3 protein-coding genes are annotated in these 23,947 nt (G+C 73.4%); all 3 read right to left on the reverse strand.

Annotated features, from left to right (window positions below):
* Entirely contained in the window at positions 1 to 975 is a 975-nt protein-coding gene (locus J5X75_RS22200) for an ABC transporter substrate-binding protein (protein ID WP_208469400.1), read from the reverse strand.
* A gap of 75 nt (positions 976 to 1,050) precedes the next feature.
* On the reverse strand, positions 1,051 to 3,192 hold the full coding sequence (locus J5X75_RS22205; RefSeq protein WP_208469401.1) for an AMP-binding protein: 2,142 nt from the start codon (positions 3,190 to 3,192) through the stop codon (positions 1,051 to 1,053).
* The gene (locus J5X75_RS22210; protein WP_208469402.1) at positions 3,189 to 23,936 is read right to left on the reverse strand and encodes a non-ribosomal peptide synthase/polyketide synthase; all 20,748 of its coding nucleotides are present in this window, start codon (positions 23,934 to 23,936) and stop codon (positions 3,189 to 3,191) included. The genes J5X75_RS22205 and J5X75_RS22210 overlap by 4 nt, the downstream gene beginning before the upstream one ends.
* Positions 23,937 to 23,947 lie beyond the last annotated feature (11 nt).

Consider the following 23,947-nt stretch of genomic DNA (forward strand, 5'->3'; position numbering starts at 1 on the left):
TCAGCCCTTGAGGGACTTCGCGATGTCGTCGAGGACGATGCCCGCCGCGATCGGGCCACCGCGCGAGGTCCACGGCACACCGTCGACGGCCACGACCTTGTTCGCCTTGACCGCGCCGAGCTGGTTCCAGGAGGCGTTCGCCTTGGCCTGTTCGAGGGCGGCGGCGCCGTCGTTGTTCAGGGTGCCGAGGAAGATGTAGTCGGCGTCGAGGACGTCGAGCTTCTCCAGGCTGACCGGGTCGGACGGGCCGGTGCCCTCGGTGAGCTGGGCGTCCGGGCGCTTGAGGCCGAGCTCCTCCACGATGGTGCTGGAGAAGTGCTGCTTCTGCAGGTAGGACGGGCCCTGCGGGTTCCAGCGGACGAGGCTGACCTTGGCGGCGCCGTTCGCGGCGATGGCGGCCTTGGTGTCGGCGACCTTCTTGTCGTAGGCGGCGAGCACCTCGGTGGCCTTGGCCTCCAGGTTGAGCGCGTTCGCGACGCCCTTGAGGCTGTCCTTCCAGGTGCTGTCGACCATGCTGGTGATGACGGTCGGCGCGATCGCGTTGAGGTCCTTGATCTGCGCCGGGTCCGGGTCGAGGAAGTGTCCGTAGAGGATCAGGTCGGGCTTCGGGTCCAGCGTGGCGATCGCCTCGATGTTCGGCTCGACGATCTCGCCGACCAGCTTGACGTTGGGCAGCTGCGGCACGAGGTAGCCGGCGACCGAGTCGCCCTGGCGGGACTTGCTGGCGCCGATCGGGGTGACGCCGAGCGCGAGGGCCGCGTCCAGGTCGGTCTCGGCGAGGGCCACGATGTTCTTCGGGGCCGACGGGACGGTGACCTTCGCGCCGGAGGCGTCGGTGATCTCGCGGGTGGTGGAGGCGGGGGCGGCGCTCTCGCCGGAGGCGGCCGGCTCGGCCTCGGAGGAGCAGGCGCCGAGGGCGGCGGCCACCGTGGCCGCGGCCAGAAGCGCACCCATGCGCTGGGTGAAGCGGGACATCATGAACTCCCGGGGAGCAGTCGGAATCAGGCGGCTAGGCCGCGCTGAGTTTCTACCACATGAGGTAAGGCTTACCTAACGTCCGATCGACGCGGAGGTGGCTACCACAGTGGATTCGGTCGGTCCGTAAGTGTTGAATAGCTGGACATTCGGGGCGATTCGCCGCCAGGCGGCAACCCGGTCCGGCAGCGCCGCCTCGCCACCGATGATCACTGTGCGTACCGAATCCGGGACCCCGATGTCCTGAGTGGTGAGGGCGTGCACCAGTTCGTGCCAGAACGCGGTCGGCAGGTCGAGCACGGTGAGTCGCAGCTCACCGCACGCCCGCAGGAACGTCTCCGCCGAGGCGTGCATCTCGGGCTCGCGCAGCACCAGCGTCCCACCGGTCGAGAGAGTGCCGAAGATTTCCTCCACACTGGCGTCGAAGTGGAGGGCCGCGAACTGGAGAACCCGGTCGCTGTCGGTGAACCCGTACCGGTGGGTGGCGGCCGCCACGAAATGCGACAGCGCCCCACGGCTGATCTCCACGCCGTTCGGGCGGCCGGTCGAACCCGAGGTGTAGATCACGTAGGCGAGCGCGTCCTCCGGCACCTTCCGGCGGACCACTTCGTTTCCGCCACCGATCTCGTCGAGGACGATGACCGGCCGGGCGTCCGCCAGCACATCGGCGTTGCGTCCCGCCGGGCCGTCCGGATCGACCGGCAGATAGGCCGCGCCGGCCAGCAGCGCGCCCAGGATCGCCACGATCGCGTCCGGCTCGCGGCGCATCCGCACCGCGACCAGGCTGTCCGCTTCCACCCCGCGACGGGCCAGGTCGGCGGCCACGGCGCCGGCTCTCACCCACATCTCGGCGTACGTGTACCGCGCCCCGCCCTGCTCGACCGCCACCGCGTCCGGGGTCGCCGCCACCTGCACGGCGATCCGGTCCAGAACCGGCGTCGCCGCCCGATCCCGCCACACCGGACGGCGGGGCGCGACCGCCGGGCCCAGCCGCAGCCGGCCCAGCGGCGTCTCCGGCTCGGCCAGCAGGCGCAGCAGCCGGTCCAGATGATCGGCCAGGCCGGACTCCGTGTACCGGGCCGGGTTGCCGTCCACCTCCAGGCTCATGCCGGTGCCGTCGCCGAAGTCGCGGACACCCAGCGCCAGGTCCTCGACCGGCCCGGCCGAGATGTTGTGCATGGTGCCGGTCGCCGTGCCGAACCGCAGGTCGTTGTCGAACGGCATGGCGTTGACCACCGGGCCGAACAGCCGCCGGTCGCTGCCGACCAGCCCCCGGTCGCGCCGCATCTGCTCGTGCCGGTAGCGGTGGTGCGGCCGGGACCGTTTGATCTCGGCGGCGATCTGCCGGGCCAGGCTGGGCAGCGTCTGGTCGGGGCGGACCGGCACGCGCAGCGGCACGATGTTCATCACGATCGCCGGGACCCGCAGCAGCGGGGTGCCGAGCCGGCCCATCACCGGCAGGCCCAGCACGGCCTCGGTCGTACCGGTCATCCGGTGCAGGTAGGCGGCGGTGGCCGCGGCGAACAGCTCCGGCCAGCCGACGCCGAGGCTCTTCAGCCCGGCGGCCCGCTCAGGGCCGATCCGGGTGACCGCCCGGACCGTGTGGTCGGCGACCGGCGCCGGGGCGGCCAGCGCGGCCGGCTCCGGCATCCCGTCCAGGTAGCCGCGCCAGAACTCGCGGTCGGCCGGATGCTTCGGGGAGGCGAGATAGGCGTCGGCCACCTCCAGAACGGTCGCGAACGGGCGGAACGGCCGCCCCTCCCCCGTCGTGTACCGGTCGGCGACCCGGCGGGCCAGCATCGAGAACGCGAACCCGTCGATGGCGATGTGGTGGATCCGCTGGTGCCACAGCCACGTCTCCGGGCCGACCCGGAACAGCACCTGCGCGAACAGCGGGCCCGCGGCCAGGTCCACCGGGGTACGGACGTCCGCGCGCATCCAGGCGAGCGCCTCGTCCTCGCCACACTCGCGGACCGGGAACGGGAACGGCCGCGGGTCGATCACCTGCCACGGGCCGGTGTCGTCGGAGCCGTACCGGGTGTGCAGCGACTCCGCCTCGCCGACCGCCTGCCGGACGGCCGCCTCGAATCTCGCCACGTCGAGCGGGCCCTCGATCCGCACGTAGTCGGCCGTGTTGTAGACCGGGCTGGCCGGGTCGAGCTGCTGGGCGTACCAGAGCGGGGACTGGGCCGGGGACAGCCGCAGGTGTTCGGTCATCGGTGGTTCTCCCAGGTGTTCGCCAGCTCCGGGCCGATCAGCGCGAGCGCGGCCGGGTCGGTCATCTCGTCGTGGGTGCAGGGCACGGGCACCACCCGTACCGATGTGGCGTGCTTCTCCCAGGCGTCCGCCCGGAACGCGTCGTCGGCCTCCTCGTTCGCCGCCGTGAACAGCAGCAACTCGCCGTCGAAGAAGCCCAGCGCGGCGCCGTCGACCTGCGAGCCCGCGGCCGCGAGGTTGGCCTCGATCGCCTCCAGCGCGGGCCGCCCGAGCCCGGCCAGGACCCCCGATCCACTGAGCGCGGCGAACGCCTCGTCGCGGTCCGCCGGCAGGGCGTCCAGGTCGGACAGGGCGAGCAGGAAGTCCAGGCCGTCGCCGGCCGCCGGGCCGGTCTCTCCGCCTCCTGGCCTTCCGGGGTACGCGTCGAGCAGGGCCAGACGCACGTCCTGCCCCTCACGGCGCAGCTCGGTGGCCATCAGGTGCGCCACCGTCCCGCCGAGCGAGTAGCCGGCCAGGTGGTACGGGCCCTGTGGCTGGATCTCGCGGATCAGCGCCAGATAGTCGGCGGCCATCTGCTCGGCGGTCGGTGTGTGCCCGGGTTCGGTCAGGCTGCGGGCCTGCAACGCGTAGACCGGCCGTCTGGTGTACCGGGCCAGCCCGGCGAACGACCACCCCAGGCCGGCGGCCGGGTGCACGCAGAACAGCGGCTCGCCCTCGCCGGTGGGGCGCAGCGGCAGCAGCGGGCGCAGCGCTGCCCCCGGCTCGGCGCCGGAGTCGATCAGCCTCGCCAGGGCGGCCGGGGTCGGGTGGGCGATGATGTCCGGCACCGTCACCACGCCCTGCAACGCCGTCTGCACCCGCACCACCAGCAGCGAGTGCCCGCCCAGGTCGAAGAAGCCGTCCTGGACGCCCACCTGTTCCAGGCCGAGCACCTCGGCGAACACACCGCAGACCAGGCGTTCGGTGGCGGTGCGCGGGCGTCCGCTGCCGCCGGCGGTGAACTCCGGCGCGGGCAGCGCCCGGCGGTCCAGTTTGGCGTTCGGGGTGAGCGGCAGCGCGTCCAGCTCGACCACGGCCGCCGGGACCATGTGCTCCGGCAGGGTGGCGGCGAGCCGGTCCCGCAGGTCACCGGCCGGGCGGTCGAGGACCACGTATCCGACGAGCCGTTTGATGCCGTGGTCGGTGCGCAGGATCACGGCGGCCTGGCGTACCTCCGGCTGTTCTGCGAGGGCCGCCTCGATCTCGCCGAGTTCGACCCGGAAGCCGCGCAACTGGATCTGGTCGTCGGAACGGCCGAAGAAGTCGATGTTCCCGTCTTCTCGCCAGGACACCACGTCGCCGGTGCGGTACATGCGCTGACCCGGCTCCCACGGGTTCGCGACGAACCGTTCCGCCGTCAGGCCGGGGCGTCCCGCGTACCCCCGGGCCAGACCGGGACCACCCAGGTAGAGCTCGCCCTGGACGCCCACCGGGACCGGCCGCAGGGCCTTGTCCAGGATGTACGCGGTCGTCCCCGGGTCGGGGACGCCGATCGGCACGCGGGCGCCGTCCCAGCCGCGCCGGTACTCCCACAGGGTGGAGTTGACCGTCGCCTCGGTCGGCCCGTAGGCGTCGACGAACCGCATCCGCTCGCCCCACCGCCTGGCCAGTTCCGGGGTGACCGCCTCGGTTCCGCACAGCAGCACGGCTCCGGCGGGCAGCTCGGCGTCCGGCGGCAGCGCGCCGAGCACGGCCGGCGGCAGCGCGATGTGGGTGGCGCCGTTCGACGCGATGTAGTCGGTCAGCGCCTTGTCCGCCACCCGGCGCGCGGACGGCACGATGATCGACCGGGCGCCGGTGAGCAGGCCCATCGCCAGCTCGAAGAAGGCCAGGTCGAAACTGATCGACGCGAACTGGAGCACCCTCGCGTTCTCGTCGACGCCGAACGACTCGCGTGCGGTGGCGAGCAGCGCCGTGACGCCCTCGTGGGTGACGACGACGCCCTTCGGCAGGCCGGTCGACCCGGACGTGTAGATCACGTAGGCCGGGTTACGCGGATCCACGTGGACGTCGAGCGGGCTGTCGTCGGTCTCGTCGAGGTCGTCCATGAGCAGCGTCGGGACGCCGGGCAGCGCGGCCGCGGTGGCCCGGGTGGCGAGGCCGACGACCGGGCAGCCGTCGTCGAGCATGTGCGCGATCCGGGCGGCCGGGTAGGCCGGGTCGATCGGCAGATAGGCGGCGCCCGCCTTGGCGACGGCCAGCACCGCCACCGCCATCTCGACATCACGGGGCAGGGCCAGCGCGACCGTCCGCTCCGGCCCGGCGCCGTGTCCGCGCAGCACCCGGGCCAGCCGGTTGGAGGCGGCGTCCAGTTCGGCGTAGGTGAGCCGCCGGTCCTCGCAGACCACGGCGATCTCGTCCGGCCGCTGATGCGCGGCGAACAGCTCGGCGACCGTCCGCGGCGGGTAGCCGCCGGCCCGGCCGGTGAACCGGGCCAGTTCGGCCGCCTCGGTGGCGGTGAGCAGCGACAACCGGCCGACCGGGGTGGCGGCGGCGGCCGGCACCGCACGGAACAGGGCGTGCAGCCGTTCGCCCAGCACCTCGATCTCGGCCACGGTGAACGCGTCGGCCCGGTACCGCAGTTGCAGCACCAGACGGTCGCCCGGGTTCACGGCCAGGGCGAGCGGATAGTGGGTGGTGTCCTCGTCGACGACCCCGGTGATCCGCAGCCCGGCGAACGTCTGCCGCGCCTTCTCGGCGTCGAACGGGTAGTTCTCGAACACGGCGAGGGTGTCGAACAGCTCTCCGGATCCGGCGATCCGCTGGATTTCGGCCAGGCCGAGGTGCTGGTGGTCGAGCAGCCGGGACTGTTCCCGCTGGACGGTGTCCAGGTAGTCGCCGACCGTCCGCGCGGGGTTCAGGCGGACGCGTACCGGAACGGTGTTGATGAACAGGCCGATCATGTCCTCGACGCCGGGCAGACCGCCCGGCCGGCCGGACACGGTGGTGCCGAACACCACGTCGTCCTGGCCGGTGAGCTGGCCGAGCAGCAGCGCCCACACACCCTGGACCACGGTGTTCAGGGTGAGCCCGCGGGTCCGGGCCCAACCGGTCAGGGCCGCGGTCAGCTCCTCCGGCAGCGTCACCTCGTGCTGCTCCTGTACGGTCAGCGCGGGCGGCGTGTCCGGCGCGACCCGGGTGGGCCGGTCCAGGCCCTCCAGGGCGTCGGCCCACGCCGCGTGCGCCGCCGCCGGGTCCTGCCCGGCCAGCCACGTCAGATACTCCCGGTACGGGGTGACCGCGGCCGGGCGCTGTCCGGCGTACCGGGCGAACAGGTCGCCGACCAGCAGCGGGGTGGACCAGCCGTCGAGCAGGATGTGGTGGTTGGAGATCAGCAGGCGGCTGCGTCCCGGGCCCCGCCGCAGCAGGGTGAAGCGGAACAGCGGCGGCGCGGCCAGGTCGAACGGCGCCCGGTCCGCCTCGGCCGCCCGTTCGCAGTCGGCATCCGTCGGTGCGTCCAGTTCCCGCCACGCGGGCTCCGGGTCGGCCGGGATCACGGCGAGCAGGCCGTGCTCGCCCTGGAGGAAACCGGCGGCCAGGTTGGGGTGGGCCCGCAGCAGATCCCGGGCGGCCGCGCGCAGTCTCGCCGCGTCGACCTCGCCCTCCAGGTCGAAGGCGAGCTGCACGGTGTAGACGTCGGCGCCCAGCTCGGCGTGGTAGGCGAGGCCCTCCTGCAACGGTGAGGCGGGCAGCAGGTCGGCGAACCCCGGATAGGCGGTCTCCAGCCGGTCGATCTCCGCCTGGCCGGTTCTGACCAGCGGGAAGTCGGACGGGGTGTGGCCGTGTTCGCCGCCCAGCCGCCGCAGGGCCGCGAACCAGGCGTCGGCGTAGGCGGCGACCTGCTCCTCGGTGAGCACGCCGTCCGGCCAGGACCAGTCGGCGACCAGCTCGGTGCCGTCCGGGGACGCCTCCGCGTTGATCTCGATCACGTGGGTGGCCGGCATGTCGGCGTCGGCGCCACCGTCGCCGATTCCCGCGTCACCGTCGGCGGCGGCCACCGCCCGGCCCAGGTAGTTGAAGGCGACCTGCGGTTGCGCGGTGCCGGCCAGTTCGCCGTCCAGGTAGCGGAGCAGTCCGTAGCCGATACCGGAACCCGGCACCGCCCGCAGCTCCTCCTTGACCCGCTTGATCGAGCCACCGGCCGAGATGCGGACCGGGTGGACGCTGGTGAACCAGCCGACCGTGCGGGAGGTGTCCAGGCCCAGGTCCTCGCGGCCGTGGGTCTCCCGGTCGACCAGGATCGACGGGCGGCCGAACGCCTCGGCCAGGGCGGTCAGCAGCACGTCGTCGACGTTGCCGTGCACGGCGGCCGGGATCGTGGTGAACAGCGGCGCCGCCCCGGTCAGTGTCCGGCGCAGGTGACGCATGGTGGCCGTGGTGTCCTGGGGTCCGAGGGGGCGTACGCCCAGGGGTGTGTTGTCACCGGCGAGAATGCGCCGCCACGCCGGGATCTCGCCTCGCCGGCTCGCGGCCTCCTCGGACAGGCGGCGCGCCCAGCGGCGGAACGACGTCGGAGCGGGCTCCAGCCGGCGGCCGGCCTGGGCGGCTTCCAGGTCGGGAAGCAGGATCCGCCACGACACCGCGTCCACCACCAGGTGGTGGGCGACCAGCAGCAGACGGCCGTCGCCGTGGACGGCACGCAGCATGATCCCGGCGTCCGGGTCCAGTTCCGCCTGGGCGCGGCGGGCGTCGGCGGCCCAGTCACCGCTCCCTTCGGACAGCACGTCCTCGGCTTTCGTCGTGCCCGGCGGCGGCACGATCAGCCGGGTCCCCTCGGTGCGGGCCCGCAGCAGATCGTGGGTGTCGAGCAGCGCCTGCATCGCCGCCACGAGGTTGTCCGTCGAGGCGCCGACCATCACCGCCTGGCTGAAACCGCGCGTGCCGGTGCCCAGCTCGTGCAGCCAGTGCATGATCGGCGTGAACGGCACCTCGCCGAACGCCTCGGCGCGCGGTTCGGCGTCGTCGCGGACCGCACCGGCGACCGCGGCCAGGCCGGCCGGAGTCCGGTGGTCGAACACCTGCCGCGGAGTGATCGCCAGCCCGGCCGCGCGGGCCCGGCTGACCAGCTGGATCGACGAGATGCTGTCGCCGCCCAGGTCGAAGAACGCGTCGTCGGCGCCGACCGCCGCCAGGCCCAGAAGCTGGGCGAACAGGTCACAGAGGATCCGCTCGGCCGCGGTGACCGGCGCCCTGCTCGTGGTCGGCGCCAGGTCCGGGACGGGCAGCGCGGCCCGGTCCACCTTGCCGCTGACCGTCAGCGGCAGCTCGTCGAGGCGCACGATCACCGCCGGAACCATGTAGTCGGGCAGCGTGGCGGCGAGCCGCTCCCGCAGATCGGCGGCCTCCCCCGTCACGTAGCCGATCAGGCGGCGGGCGCCCTCGGCGCGAACCACCACGACCGCCTGATCGACGCCGGGCAGCGCGGCCAGGGCGGCCTCCACCTCGCCCAGCTCGATCCGGTAGCCGCGGATCTTCACCTGGTCGTCGGTGCGGCCCAGCAGCCGCAGGTCGCCCGCCGGCTCCCACATGGCCAGATCGCCGGTGCGGTACATCCGCTCGCCGGCCTGCCAGGGGTCGGCGACGAACCGTTCGGCGGTGCGGGCCGGGTTCAGGTAACCGCGGGCCAGACCGGCACCGGCCAGGTACAACTCGCCCGGCACGCCCGGCGGGACCGGGCGCAGCGCGCGGTCCAGGATGTACGTGCGGGTGCCGGCGATCGGCCGGGACAGGCCGGTGGATTGCCAGTGCCAGGCGTCGACGGTGTACTCGGTGGGGCCGTACAGGTTGTTGACGGTCAGGCCGTCGATCGCGGTCAGCCGCCGCCACAGGGTGTCCGGGACCGCCTCGCCGCCGACCGACACCACGCTCGGGCGGTGCCGTCCCTCGCCCAGCAGGCCCGCGCCGAGCAGCTGGCCCAGGTGCGCCGGAGTGAAGTCGAGGTAGCCGATCCGGTGCGTGTCCACGTAGGCCGCCATCGACTCCGGGTCGCGGTAGACGTCCTCGGTGAGCACGTGCAGCTCGTGGCCGGCGAACAGCCACAGGATCGGGTCCCAGGCCGCGTCGAACGAGAACGAGGTGGTGTGCGCGATCGCCAGCCGCTGTCCGGTGAACACGCTCGCGCGGTGCGAGGCGAGCAGGTTGGCGATGGCGGCGTGCGGGACGGCCACACCCTTCGGGCGGCCGGTGGAGCCGGAGGTGAAGATGGCGTACGCGGTCTGGCCCGGGTCGATCGCGACGTCCACCGGGGTGTCCGGGAGATCACCGAGGTCGGGCAGCTCGTCCAGGACCACTACCGGGCGGGTGTCGGCCAGCATCAGCGCGACCCGGTCGGCCGGGTAGCCGGTGTCGATCGGCAGGGCGGCCGCGCCCGCCTTGAGCACCGCCAGCAGGCCGATCGGATAGGACTCGTCGCGGGGCAGGCGCAGGCCCACGTACCTCTCGGCTGTGGCGCCCCGGGCGATCAGCCATCTCGCCAGCCGGTTCGACGCGGCGTCGAGCTGCGCGAAGGTCAGTCGCGTCGGGCCCGCGACCAGCGCGGTGGCGTCCGGCGTCGCGGCTGCCGTGGTGGCGAAAACGGCCGGCAGCAGCGGCGTCTCGCCAACCTTGGGACCGACAACGGGCGCCGCGGCACCCGGATTCGGCACCCGGCCCACCAGCTGCCGCGCATCGGTCGCGAAGGCGGTGAGCAGATCCGCCAGCCGCGCGCCCAGTTCGGTGACCCGCTCGGCGGTGAAGCAGTCCGGGCGGTACTCCAGGTGCAGTTTCAGGGTCTCGGCGGGGATCACCGACAGGCTCAGCGGGTAGTGGGTGGCGTCGCTGCCGCCCACCCCGGTGATGGTGAGGCCGTCGGCGTCGCGGGCCGCCCGGTCCGGGTCGAACGGGTAGTTCTCGAACACGGCGAGCGTGTCGAACAGCTCACCCGCGCCGGCCAGCCGCTGGATCTCGGTGAGGCCGACGTGGTGGTGGGCGGTGAGGGCGGCCTGCTCGGCCTGGATGCGGGTGAGCAGCCCGGCGAGGGTCTCCCCCGGGTGCAGCCGCACCCGCACCGGGACGGTGTTGATGAACAGGCCGATCATCCGCTCGACGCCGTCCACCTCCGGCGGGCGGCCGGAGACGGTCGCGCCGAAGATGACGTCGTCGCGGCCGGTGAGCCCGGCCAGCAGCATGGCCCAGGCGCCCTGCACGACGGTGTTCATGGTGACGCCGAGGGCGCGGGCCGCGTCGTCGAGCGCCACGTCCAGCGGAACGGTGATCTCGGCCGGGCGGATCGGCTCGCGGTGCCCGGCGGCGGCCGCGAGACACGGTTCGGCGCCGTCCAGCGCCAGCTGCCACGCTTGGCGGGAGACTTGCGGGTCCTGCTCGTTCAGCCAGGACAGGTAGCGCCGGAACGGCGCCGCCGTGGGCCGGTCGCCACCCTGGTAGGCGGCCATCAGCTCGCCGATGAACAGCGGCGTCGACCATCCGTCCAGCAGCAGGTGGTGGCTGGTGATGGTGAGCCGGCGCCCGGCCGCCGTCACGGCGTCGCCGCTTTCGGACACTGCCGCTGGCGCGGAACCTGTGGTGCCGCCGGTTTCAGCCACAGCCGACGGCGCGGAACCGGTGGTGCTACGACTCTCGGCCACGGCCGCTGGCGCGGAACTGGTGGCGCTGCTGCTTTCGGCCACGGCCGTCGGCGCGAAACCGGTGGCGCTGCGACTCTCGGCCACGGCCGCTGGCGCGGAACCGGTGGTGCCGCCGATTTCGGCCACAGCCGACGGCGCGGAACCGGTGGTGCCGCCGGTTTCGGACAGGCGGGCGTGGATCAGCGGGGCGGTGCCCAGGTCGAAGCGGTCCGGAACGGTGTCCGACCACGGCACGGTGGCGGTTCGCGGGACGACCGCGACGACCGAGCCGGCGGCGGTGCGGTGCACGGCGATCCGCAGGTTCTCGTGGCGGGAGAGGACGGTGTCGAGGGCGGCGCGCAGCCGGTCCTCGTCGAGCGGCCCGGCCAGGTCGATGGTGAGTTCGGTGACGTAGACGTCCGGGCCGGAGTCGTCGAGCAGGGTGTGGAAGACCATGCCCTGCTGGAGCGGCGACAGCGGATGCACGTCGGCGAGATCCGGGTGGGCGGCCTCGATCTCGTCGATCTCCGCCTGGGTGAGGGAGACCAGCGGCAGGTCGGACGGGGTGCGGCCACCACGCTCGACGGCGGCCAGCTCACGCAGGGCCTCCTGCCAGCGCTCGGCCAGGTCGGCCACCGCGGCCTCGGTCAGCACCCCATCGGGCCAGGTCAGCACGGCGACGAGGGCGCCGTCGCGGATGTCGGCGTTCACTTCCAGCGGATACGCCACCGGCAGGTCCCGCGCGCCGCCGCGCAACCGGGAGGACTCCGGCGCGGGCGACCACGGCTCGCCGGTGAACGACCCGGCCCGCCCGAGGTAGTTGAAGCAGATCGGGCCGGTGCTGCCGCCGTCGAAACCGACACCCCGATCCGGTACGGCGCGCAGCTGCTCCTTGATCCGCTTCAGCGCGTCCGCCGCGTCGCCGGTGCCCGGGTCGAGCAGAACCGGGTAGAGGCTGGTGAACCAGCCGACCGTCCGGGCCGTGTCGGCGCCCGGCAGATCCGCGCGGCCATGGCTCTCCAGATCCACGACGGACACCGTGTCGTGGCCGTAGCCATAGGCCTCACGCCAATCGGGCAGCGCCCGGGCGAGCCCGGTGAGCAGCACATCCTCCGGGTTGCCGTGGAACGCCGCCGGCACCGCCGACAGCAGCGGCTCCGCCGGGACGCTGATCTCCAGCCGCCGCAGCGTGGCGGTGGTGTCCACGGCCGAGTCGAGCGGCCGGTCGCCGATCGGGCCCGCGGCGGCCGTCGCGGCCGCCCACAGGCGGGCCTCGGCGTTCGCTCCCCGGCCCTCGGAACCGCGGTCGAGGTCGGCGGAAACGGCGTCGTTGCGGTCCTGCCGGAGGCTGGTCCAGCGGCGGAAGGAGGTGCCGGCCGGGGTGACCGGGCGGCCCTCGCAGGCGGCGGCCAGGTCGGGCAGCAGGATGCGCCAGGACACCTCGTCGACGACCAGGTGGTGGATGACCAGAAGCAGGCGGTCGCCGTCATTCAGCCGTAGGCGGACCGCCTCGAACATGCGGCCGGCGATCGGGTCGAGGCGCTGCTGGGCGGCCCTCAACTCGGTGTCCACATCGGCGCCCGCCACCCGGAACGGGACAGCGGCGCCGGGCGGGGGCACCGACAGGTCCCAGTCGGCGGTGAGGGCGGCGCGAAGCAGGTCGTGCGCGTCGTATACCGCCTGCAGCGCCGACCGCAGGGTGTCGTCGGCGAGACCGTCCGGCAGGTGGACCAGGATCTCCTGGCTGTAGCCGGCGGCCAGAGCGACGTCGCCGCCGGTCAGGTCGCGCAGCCAGCGGATGATCGGGGTGGCCGGAATCGGGCCGTACGCCGCGTCGCGCGGCTCCAGCTGTTCCCGGGCGACCGGCGCGGCCACCGCGGCGAGCGCCTCGACCGTACGCTCCTCGAACACCTGCCGCGGGGTGAGCATGAGACCGGCGGCCCGCGCCCGGCTGACCAGCTGGATCGAGGAGATGCTGTCGCCGCCGAGGTCGAAGAAGCTGTCGGTCATCCCGGCGGACACGCCGAGCACCTCGCCGACGAGGGTCTGGATCAGGCGTTCGGCGTCGGTGCGCGGCTCCCGGGAGGCGCTGACCGGCTGGGCCGGGGCGGGCAGGGCGCGCCGGTCCACCTTGCCGGACGGGGTGAGCGGGACGGCGTCCAGGGTGACGACCACGGACGGGACCATGTAGTCGGGCAGCCGATCGCGCAGCAGAGCCACGTCGGCGGATCCGACGACGTAGCCGACGAGTCGCCGTACCCCGGGATGGTCTTCGCGGACCATGGCGACCGCCTGGATCACGCCGGGCAGGGCGGACAGTGCGGCCTCCACCTCGCCGAGCTCGATCCGGTAGCCGCGGATCTTCACCTGGTCGTCGGCGCGGCCGAGCAGTTCGAGCCGGCCGTCGACGAACCGGGCCAGGTCACCGGTCCGGTACATGCGGCCGGAACCGTACGGGTCGGCGACGAACCGCTCGGCGGTCAGGCCGGGCCGGTTCAGGTATCCGCGGGCCACGCCCGGCCCGGCCAGGTACAGCTCGCCGGTCACACCGGGCAGCACCGGCCGCAGCGCGGCGTCCAGAACACGGACCGTGGTGCCGGCGATCGGGCTGCCACCGTCGGCCGTCCACTGATAGGCGTCGACCGTGTACTCGGTCGGCCCGTACAGGTTGAGGGCCCGCACCCCGGCGTCGAGCAGGGTCTGCCAGAGCCCCGGCGGCACGGCCTCGCCACCGACCGACACCACCGACGGCACGTGACCGGGCCCGGTGAGCAGGCCGCGGTCGATCAGCTGTTCCAGGTAGGCAGGGGTGAAGTCGATCCCGTCGATCCGGTGTTCACGCAGGTAGGCGAGGAACACGTCGGGGTCGGCGTAGTCGTCGAGAACGTGCAGTTCGTGCCCGGCGAGCATCCACAGGATCGGGTCCCAGGAGGCGTCGAACCCGAACGAGGCGGTGTGCGTGACGCGAATGCGGCCGGTCGACGGGAACAGGTCACGGCGATGTCCGGCGAGCAGGTTCGCGATGGCGCCGTGGCTGACGACGACGCCCTTGGGCGTACCGGTGGATCCGGACGTGTAGATGATGTAGGCAGCCTGGCCGGATCGCAGCGGGACCGGCGGTGGCGTGTCAGCGCCGCCCGGCGGCAGCGCGTCCAGGGTGATCACCGGCTGAGCGTCGGCGAGCATCAGCGCCACCCGGTCGGCCGGATAGGCGGCGTCGATCGGCAACGCGGTCGCGCCCGCCTTGAGCACGCCGAAGAGGGCGACGACGGCGTCCGCGCCGCGCGGCAGCCGCAGCGCGACCACGGTCTCCGGCCCGGCGCCGAGGCCGAGCAGCGCGTTGGCGACCCGGTTGGATTCGGCGTCGAGCTCAGCGAAGGTGAGGGTCCGGTCCGGACCGACGACGGCGGTGCCGGTGTGGCCGGCCAGCATGCCGGTGATCGGCGTGAACGGCTCCGTGGGGCGGCCGTGCTGGGCCGAGTCGGCGGTGACGACGCTGGTCGCGGCGACCCGTTTCCCGGTGTCCGCTCCGATCGTGCCGAGCAGCGTGGCGAGCCGGCCCGCGATGACCGTGGCCGCTTCCGCGGTGAAGCAGTCCGGCCGGTAGTCGAGGTGCACCTGCAATCCGTCACCCGGGGTGACGGTGACGTTCAGCGGGTAGTGGGTGGCGTCCCGCCCTGCGACGGCGCCGATGGTCAGCCCGGCGACGGTCTCGGCCGCCTTCTCCGGGTCGTACGGGTAGTTCTCGAACACGGCGAGCGTGTCGAAAAGGTCACCCTCCGCGGCGAGACGCTGCACCTCGGCAAGGCTGAGATGCTGGTGGTCGAGCAGAACCGCCTGCTCCGCCTGGACCCGCCGCAGCATCTGGGCGAGCGTCTCGGCCGGGTCGAGCCGGATCCGGACGGGCACGGTGTTGATGAACAGCCCGACCATCGTCTCGACGCCGGGCACCTCGGCGGGCCGTCCGGAGACGGTGGCCCCGAACACCACGTCGGTGCTGCCGGTGAGCTGCCCGAGCAGCATCGCCCAAGCGCCCTGCACCACGGTGTTGAGGGTGACACCGAGCCGCCGGGCCGCGGCTGAGAGCCGTTCCCCATCGACCGAAACGGTCACCGTGCCGGGCAGAACCGCCACGCGGGCGTTCGCCGGCCCGGCCACCAGGGTGGGGGTGACGTCCTCGAGCGCGGTCCGCCACGCCTGCCGGGAAGCCTCCCGGTCGGTGGCGGCGAGCCAGCGCAGGTAGTCGCGGTACTGCGGGGCGGCGGGCAGACTCCGCCCCCGGTAGAGGTCGAACAGCTCGCCGAGCAGCACCGGCGTGGACCACCCGTCGAGCAGCACGTGGTGGTTGCTGAACAGCAGCCGGTGCCGGTCCGCGCCCTGCCTCAGCAGCGCGAACCGGGCCAGCGGCGCCCGGGTGATGTCGAACTTGCGGGCCCGGTCCCGCTCCTCGAAGCCGGCGTCGAAGTCGGCCTCCAGCCACGGCACGTCCACGATGGCCGGAATCGCGGCGACCGCCCGGCCGTCGCCGGTACGCCCGAACCAGGCCCGCAGGTTGGCGTGCCGTGCGAACAGCGTGTCCACGGCCCGCCGCAGCGCGGCCACGTCGAGCGGCCCGGCCAGATCGATGGCGAGCTGGCTCAGATAGACATCGGGCGCGTCCGCGTCGAACTCCGAGTGGAAGAGCATGCCCTCCTGCAACGGCGACAGCGGGCACACGTCGACCAGCCCACCACCGAGCGCGTCCAGGTCGCCCTGGGTGACGTCGGCGGTCACGTCGGACGGCGTCAGCCCACCCTCGGTGAGCTGTGCAATATCGGTCAGCTCGGCGAACCACGCCTCGGCCAGCGCCCGCACCCGCTCCTCGGCGAGCACACCGGCGGCCCACGTCCAGGTGGCCCGCAGCTCACCACCGACCGTCGCAGCGTTCACCTCGACCGCGTGTGGCAGTGGCATGTCCGGCGATCCGCCGGCGGCGGCACGCTCCGGCGCCACCCCGAAATCGACGTCCTCCGGCGCCGGCATGCGCCCCAGATAGTTGAAACCGATCTGCGGCGCGGGCGCCTCGGCAAGCTCACCCGAGAGCCACCGCAAAACCCCGAAACCAAGACCGTTCGCGGGTACGGCGCGCAGCTGCTCCTTGATCGATTTCAGACTCGCGGCCGCGTCCCCGCCGGCGGAGAGCCGGACCGGGTAGACCGTGGTGAACCAGCCGACGGTCGCGTCGAGCCCGTCCGCCTCACGGCCGTGGCCCTCCAGGTCGATCAGCGCGCCCGCACTCCCCCGCCATCCCTGTACGGCCCGGGTCAGCCCGGTGAGCAGCACGTCGTTGGCGCCGGCGTGGAAGGCGGCGGCCACCGTGCCGAGCAGTGACCCGGTCACCTCGGCGGGCAGCGTCAGGGTGAGTTCGCGGGAGGTGGCGGTGGTGTCCAGCGCCGGATCCAGCGGCCGTGACCCGAGCAGCGGCTCGTCCCCACCCAGCACCGACTCCCAGTAGGGCAGCTCGGCGGACCGGTCCTCGGCGGCCTGGGCCTGCGCGAACCTCCGGAACGAGGTACCCGACCGCAACAGCGGAGTCCCGGCGTGGGCGGCGCGCAGATCGTCCAGGATGATCCGCCAGGAGACGCCGTCCACCACGAGGTGGTGGATCACCAGGATCAGGCGGCCGGGCTCGTCCCCCTGGTCGAGGTGGACGGCCTGCACCATGCGGCCGGCGGCGGGGTCCAGCCGGGCGATCGCGGCGGCCGACTCGGCGGCGACCCGCTCCCGCCACATCCCCTCGAACCGGTCGCCCGCCAGCTCAGCGGCGACCTGATCCTGCCGCACCACCGCAAACCCGTCGACCGCCGACTCGGCGGCGGCCCGATCCTGCCGCACCACCGCAAACCCGTCGACCGCCGACTCGGCGGCGGCCCGATCCTGCCGCACCACCGCAGACCGATCAGCCGCCGGCTCGGCGGTAACCCGCACCGCCACAGACCGGTCGGCCGCCGGCTCGGCGGCAACCTGCACCACCGCAGACCGGTCGGCCACCGGCTCGGCGGTGGCCGGAACCGGCGGCACCGCCCGGAACCAGTCGGTGGGCAGCACCTCCGGGACGGTCAGGGTGTCGCCGTCGAGGCGGGCCCGCAGCAGGTCGTGGCGACGGAGCACGGCGGTCAGCGCCGGTTCCAGGTCGGCGCCGGCGGGCACGCGCAGCACCACCGACTGGTGGTAGCCGTCGGTCACCGGGCCGAGGGAGGCGAGCCACGCCGACATCGGGGTGGCCGGGATCTCGCCCAGCGCGTCGGCGGCCGTCTCCACCGGGGCGCCGTCGAGTTCGCGGGCCACGGCGGCCAGGGCGCGCGGCGTCTGGTGGGTGAACACGTCACGCGGGGTGACCACGAGGCCGGCGGCGCGGGCCCGGCTGACCAGCTGGATCGACGAGATGCTGTCGCCACCCAGGTCGAAGAACCCGTCGGTGACACCGATTCCGGCCACCCCGAGAACGTCGGCGAACAACCCGGCGAGAGTCGCCTCGGCGGCGCTGGCGGCGGCCTCGTTCTCGACGGCCAGATCCGGGGCGGGCAACGCGTTCCGGTCCAGCTTGTCATTGGCGGTACGCGGCAGCGCGTCCAGCACCACGACGGCGACCGGGACCATGTAGTCGGGCAGGCGCTCGGCCGCGTACGTCTTCACCGTGGCCGGATCGGCGTCGCCCACCACGTACGCGACAAGCTGTCGGCCACGCTCCTCGCGGACGACGACCGCGGCCTGGACCACCGCGGGGTGGCCGAGCAGCACCGCCTCGATCTCGGCGGGCTCGATCCGGAAGCCGCGGATCTTCACCTGGTCGTCGGCGCGGCCCAGGATGCGCAGCACCCCGTCGGAGCCGAAGCGGGCCAGGTCACCGGTGCGGTACATGCGGCCGCCGCTGACCGGGTCGGCCACGAACCGGGTGGCGGTGAGCGCCGGATCACCGAGGTAGCCGCGGGTCACCGAGGCGCCGCCGACGTACAGCTCGCCGGTGGTCCCGGCCGGAACCGGGCGCAGCGCGGCGTCGAGGACGTAGACGGCGCTGCCCGCGGTGGCCGCCGCTGCGGTGTTCCACCAGACGTAGCCGTCCACGGTGGTCTCGGTGGGCCCGTACTGGTTGATGGCGAGAAGGCCGGGCTGCGCCAGCAAACGGTCCCAGAGGGCGGTCGGGACGGCCTCGCCGCCGACCGTGACGATGCCCGGGTGGTGGTCGCCGTCGAACAGCCCCTCCGCGACGAGCTGGGCCAGGTAGGACGGGGTGAAGTCGAGGTAGTCGATCCGCTCCGCGCGCAGCAGGGCGAGCAGCGCCTCCGGGTCGCGGTAGGTGTCGCCGTCGACCACGTGCAGGGTGTTGCCGCCGGCCATCCACAGGATCGGGTCCCAGGAGGAGTCGAAGGTGAACGGCGCGGTGTGTGCGATCCGCAGCCCGTCGGCCGGGAACAGGCGGGTGGCGTGCGAGGCGTACAGGGTGCCGAGGCTGCCGTGGGTGGCGACGACGCCCTTCGGGGTGCCGGTCGACCCGGACGTGAAGATCACGTACGCGGCGGAATCCGGGTGCGGGTACGGCATCTCGTCGACCGGCCCGTCGAGCGCGGGGAGCGCGTCCAGGACGAGTAGCGGTTTCGCGGCGGCCGTCATGGCGGCGATCCGTGTCTCCGGGTAGGACGGGTCGAGTTGCATCGACGCCGCCCCGGATCGCAGCACACCGAGCAGGGCCACGACCGCGTCCACGCCGCGCGGCAGGCGCAGCCCGATGACCGTTTCCGGGCGGGCGCCCTGCCGGCGCAGCCAGGTGGCGAGCCTCTCCACGGCCACGTCCAGCTCGGCGAAGGAGAGGGCCCGTTCACCGTCGGTGACAGCGGTTCGGTCCGGGACGCGGCGGGCCCGCGCGGCCAGCACCTCGGGAACGGTGACGGCCGCGATCGGTACCGCCGCGGCCGGCCGTTCCGCGGGGGCGAGGATGTCGAGGTCGCCGATGGGCCGGTCAGGTGAGGCGACGGCGGCCGCGAGCAGACGGGTGAACCGGTCGGCGAGCTGCGCGACGGTGGCCGGGGCGAACAGGTCGGTGCGGTACTCCAGGTAGCCGGCCAGGCCGTCCACACCGGGGGTCTCGGCGACGCTGACGGTCAGGTCGAACTTGGCGATCTCCGGTTCGGTGTAGGCGATCTCGACGGTCAGGCCGGGCAGGGCCGGGGCCTGCTGCATGCCGTTCTGGTAGGAGAGCATCACCTGGAACAGCGGGCTGTACGCGGCCGACCGGCGCGGGTTGACGGCCTCCACGACCCGGTCGAACGGCAGGTCCGCGTGGTCGTACGCGGCCAGGTCGACGGCACGGACCCGGCCGAGCAGCTCGCGGAAGGCGGGGTTGCCGGACGTGTCGGTACGCAGCACCAGCGTGTTGACGAAAAACCCGACGAGCCGGTCCAGGGCGGCGTCGGCGCGCCCGGCGACCGGCACGCCGATCGGCAGGTCGGTGCCCGCGCCGAGCCGGGTGAGCAGCGCCCCGAGGCCGGCCTGGAGCACCATGAACAGGCTGGTGCCGGTGCTGTTGGCCAGATCCCGCAGACCGCGGTGCAACTCGCCCGGGATGGTGAAGCCGTGCAGCCGTCCGGCGCCGGACGCGACGGCCGGGCGGGGCCGGTCGGTGGGCAGTTCGAGCACCTCGGGCAGGCCGTCGAGCGCCGACGTCCAGTATTCCGCCTGCTCCGCGCCGACCGCGTCGAGCAGTTCGGTGTGCCAGAGGGTGTAGTCGGCGTACTGCACCGGCAGCGGCGTGAAGGCCGGCACGATCCCGGCGGTGCGGGCCGAATAGGCCACGGCCAGGTCGGCGCAGAGCGGTTCGAGTGACCATTCGTCACCGGCGACGTGGTGCAGCAGCAGGAGCAGCCGGTGCTCGTCCGGCCCGTCGGCGATCAGCGCGGCCCGCAGCGGCGGCTCCGCGTCCAGCCGGAACGGCGTGTTCACCGCCGCGTCGAACTCCCCGGGGCTCAGCACCGGCAGCGTGACCGGAACCGGGTCGAGGATCTCCTGGTACGCCTCCCCGTCCTCGGTGCGCAACACGGTCCGCAGCGTCTCGTGGCGCACGGTCAGGTCGGTGATCGCGGCGGCCAGTGCCCGTACGTCGACCGGTCCGGACAGCTTGAGCACCAGCGGCAGGTGGTAGGTGGCGCTCGGCCCGTCCAGGCGGTCCAGGAACCACAGGCGCTGCTGAGCCGCGGAGAGGGGAAGACGCTCCGGGCGTACCCCTGCTGTCAGTGAAGGACGCCGCGGACCCGCAGCCGTCAGGCGCAGAGCGAGCCCGGCGGGGGTCGGGGTTTCGAAAACGGACCGTAGCGGCACTTCCGCGCCAAGTTCGAGGCGGATCTGGCTGACCATGCGGGTGGCGAGAAGCGAGTGGCCGCCGAGGGCGAAGAAGTCGTCGTCGGCGCCGACCGTGCCCAGGCCGAGCAGGTCGGCGAAGATCGTGCAGAGGGTGCGTTCCTGGGGGGTCTCCGGGGCGCGGCCGGTCGCGGTGATCGCCGGGGTGGGCAGGGCGCGCCGGTCGAGTTTGCCGTTCGGCGACAGCGGCAGCGCGTCGAGCCGGACGGTCACGGCCGGGACCATGTAGGCGGGCAGGGTACGGCGCAGCGGTTCCAGGTCGACCGGGTTGACCGTGTAGCCGACCAGCGTGTCGTTGCGGACCGCGACGGCGGCCGGCCCGCCGGACGCGGCGGTCAGGGCGGCCTCGATCTCGCCCAGCTCGATCCGGAAGCCGCGCAGTTTGATCTGGTCGTCGGTGCGGCCCAGGTATTCGACGGCGCCGTCGGCGCGCCAGCGGGCCCGGTCGCCGGTGCGATACATGCGACCCTCGCCGAACGGATCGGCGACGAACCGTTCCGCGGTGAGCCCGGCCCTGCCGAGATAGCCGTGGGCCAACTGGATTCCGGCCAGGTACAGCTCGCCGGGCACGCCCGGTGGGACCGGCTTGAGGTGGCGATCCAGCACGTAGAGGCGGGTGTTCCAGACCGGGCGGCCGATCGGTACGACCTGGTCGCCGGGCGCACACGGCCAGTAGGTGACGTCGACGGCGGCCTCGGTGGGCCCGTACAGGTTGTGCAGCTCGGCCGGGAGCAGGGCGAGGCAGTCGGCGGCCAGCGCGGCGGGCAGGGCCTCACCCGAGGTGATGATCCGGCGCAGCCCGGTGCAGTTCGCGGCCGTCGGCTCGGCCAGGAACGCCTGGAGCATCGACGGCACGAAGTGGACCGTGGTGATCTGCTCGTCGCGGATCAGCGCAGCCAGGTAGGCGGGATCACGGTGGCCGTCGGGGCGCGCCACGACGAGGTGGGCGCCGGCCAGGAACGGCCAGAAGAACTCCCACACCGACACGTCGAAGCTGGCCGGGGTCTTCTGCAGGACGCGCTCGCCGGGCTGGAGCCGGTATTCGTGCTGCATCCACAGCAGGCGGTTGACGATGGCGACGTGCGGGACGAGCACGCCCTTCGGCCGGCCGGTCGATCCCGAGGTGTAGATGAGGTAGGCGGCGTCCGTTTCGTTGACCGCCGGGAGATCACTCTGCTCCTCCAGGTGATCAATTTCAGTCAGAATGACCGCCGGATCGGCGTCGGCCAGCATGAACGCGATCCGGTCCGCCGGCAGGTCGGGGTCGATCGGCAGATACGCGCCACCGGCCCGCTGCACCGCGTGCAGGGCAACTACAAGATCAAGAGACCGGGGCATCTGTACGGCGACGATCCGTCCCCGGGCACCCCGCGCCGCCAGGCTGCGGGCCAGGGCATCGACCCGCTCGCCGAATTCCCGGTAGGACAGGGTCGAACCCTCGAAGGTGACCGCCGGCGCGTCCGGGGTTGCGGCGATCCGCTCGGCGACCAGACCGGGCAGGGTGGCCGGCACGACGGGACGGTCCGTGTCGTTCCACCGGTGCAGGACGGCGTCCCGCTCCTGGGCGGTGAGCAGGTCGATGGCACCGATCGGCCGGTCCGGCTCGGCCACCGCGGCGGCCAGCAGCCGGGTGAACCGGTCCGCGAACGTCGTCATGGTGGCCCGGTCGAACAGCGCGGCCCGGAACTCCAGCCCGGCGTGCATCGGCTGCCCGGCGCCACCGTCGGCGACGCTCACCGTCAGGTCGAACTTGGCGTCCCCGGCCGGCGTGATCTCGATGGCCGCGTCCAAACCGGCCAGATCCAGGGTCTCGCCCAGCCCGGCCCGGTAGACCAGCAGGGTCTGGAACAGCGGGTGATATGCCAGCGACCGCGCCGGATTCAGGCGCTCCACGAGCCGGTCGAACGGCAGGTCGGCGTGATCGAAAGCGGCCACGTCAGCCTGCCGCACCCGCTTCAGCAGCTCGGCGAACGTGGGATCGCCGGAGGTGTCGGTGCGCAGCGCGAGGGTGTTGACGAAGAAGCCGACCAGATCGTCGAGGGCGGTGTCGCCACGGCCGGCGACCGGGGTGCCGACGACGATGTCGGTCCCGGCGCCGAGCCGGGTGAGCAGGGCGGCCAGGCCCGCGTGCAGCACCATGAAGACACTGCTGCCGGCGGCCGCGGCGCGAACCTTGTCGGCCAGCTCGGTGGGCAGGTCGAAGCCGACGGTCGCGCCCTCGCCTCCGGCGACGGCCGGGCGGGGCCGGTCGGTGGGCAGGTCCATCACGTCGGGCGCGCCGGCCAGGGTGTCGCGCCAGAACGCGATCTGGGTGGGTTCGGCGGCGGCGAGCAACTCGCGCTGCCAGAGGGCATAGTCGGCGTACGAGACGGGCAGTCGCGTCCAGTCCGGGGCGCGACCGTCGCGGCGGGCCCGGTAGGCGGTGGCCAGATCGGTCATCAGCGGCTTCATCGACCACTCGTCGCCGGCGATGTGGTGCAGCAGCAGGACCAGATCGTGGGTGGTGTCGTCGATCCGGCGCAGCGCGGCCCGCAGCGGCAGGTCGCCGGTCAGGTCGAACGGCTCGCGGATCGTCGCGGCCACGTCATCGGTACGCCCGAGAACCGGCCGCTCGTCGAGAACACGCTGGTAGGGGACGCCGTCCGGGCCGGCCGGGAAGACCGTGCGCAGGGTGGCGTGCCGGTCGGCGAGATCGCCGATGGCGGCATTCAGGGCGGACACGTCCAGGTCGCCGGTGAGCCGGGCGATCAACGGCATGTGGTACGCGGTGGTGTCCGCGTCGAGGCGGCTCAGGAACCACAGGCGCTGCTGGGCGTACGACAAAGGCACGGTTTCCGGCAGGTCGCGGCGGGTGAGCGCTGGTCGCGCCGGGGCCTGCGCGGTGGAGGCGGCCGCCACCCCGGCCGGGGTGGGCCCGGCGAACAGGTCGCGCAGGCTGATCTCCCGGCCCAGGTCGGCGCGGAGCCGTCCGATCAGGCGGGTGGCCAGAAGTGAGTGGCCGCCGAGGGCGAAGAAGTCGTCGTCGGCACCGACCGTGTCCAGGCCGAGGATGTCGGCGAACAGCGCGCACAGGGCGGCCTCCAACGGGGTGGCCGGGGCGCGGCCGGCGACCACCGGCATCTCGGCGGCCGGCAGGGCGCGCTTGTCGACCTTGCCGTTCGGGGTGAGCGGCAGCCGGTCCAGCCGGACGATCACCGCCGGGACCAGGTAGTCGGGCAGGGTGGCGGCCAGTTCGGCGCGCAGCGCGGCCGGATCGACGTCACCCGCCACGTAACCGGCCAGGCGGACCACCGGCCCGGGCACCGCCAGCACGGCCGCGCCGGCCACACCGGGCAGCGCGGACAGGGCGGCCTCGATCTCGCCGAGTTCCACCCGGAAACCGCGGACCTTCACCTGCTGGTCGGCGCGGCCCACGTACTCGATCTCGCCGTCCGGGCGGACCGTGACCAGGTCGCCGGTCCGGTACATGCGGTCGCCGGGGTCGCCGTACGGGTCGGCCACGAACCGCTGGGCGGTCAGCGCCGGCCGGCCCCGGTAGCCGCGTGCCAGCGACGGCCCGGTCAGGTACAGCTCCCCGACCACACCGGACGGCACGGGCTGGAGCCCGGCGTCGAGGACGTAGGCGCCGGTGTGCTCCAACGGGGTGCCGATCGAGACGGTGGCGGAATCCCGGCGGTCGGGCATGGTGTGGCGCTCCCAGCGAACGACGAACAATTTAGGTGAGG

The sequence above is a fragment of the Actinoplanes flavus genome, from assembly GCF_017592555.1.
Lineage (GTDB): Bacteria > Actinomycetota > Actinomycetes > Mycobacteriales > Micromonosporaceae > Actinoplanes > Actinoplanes flavus.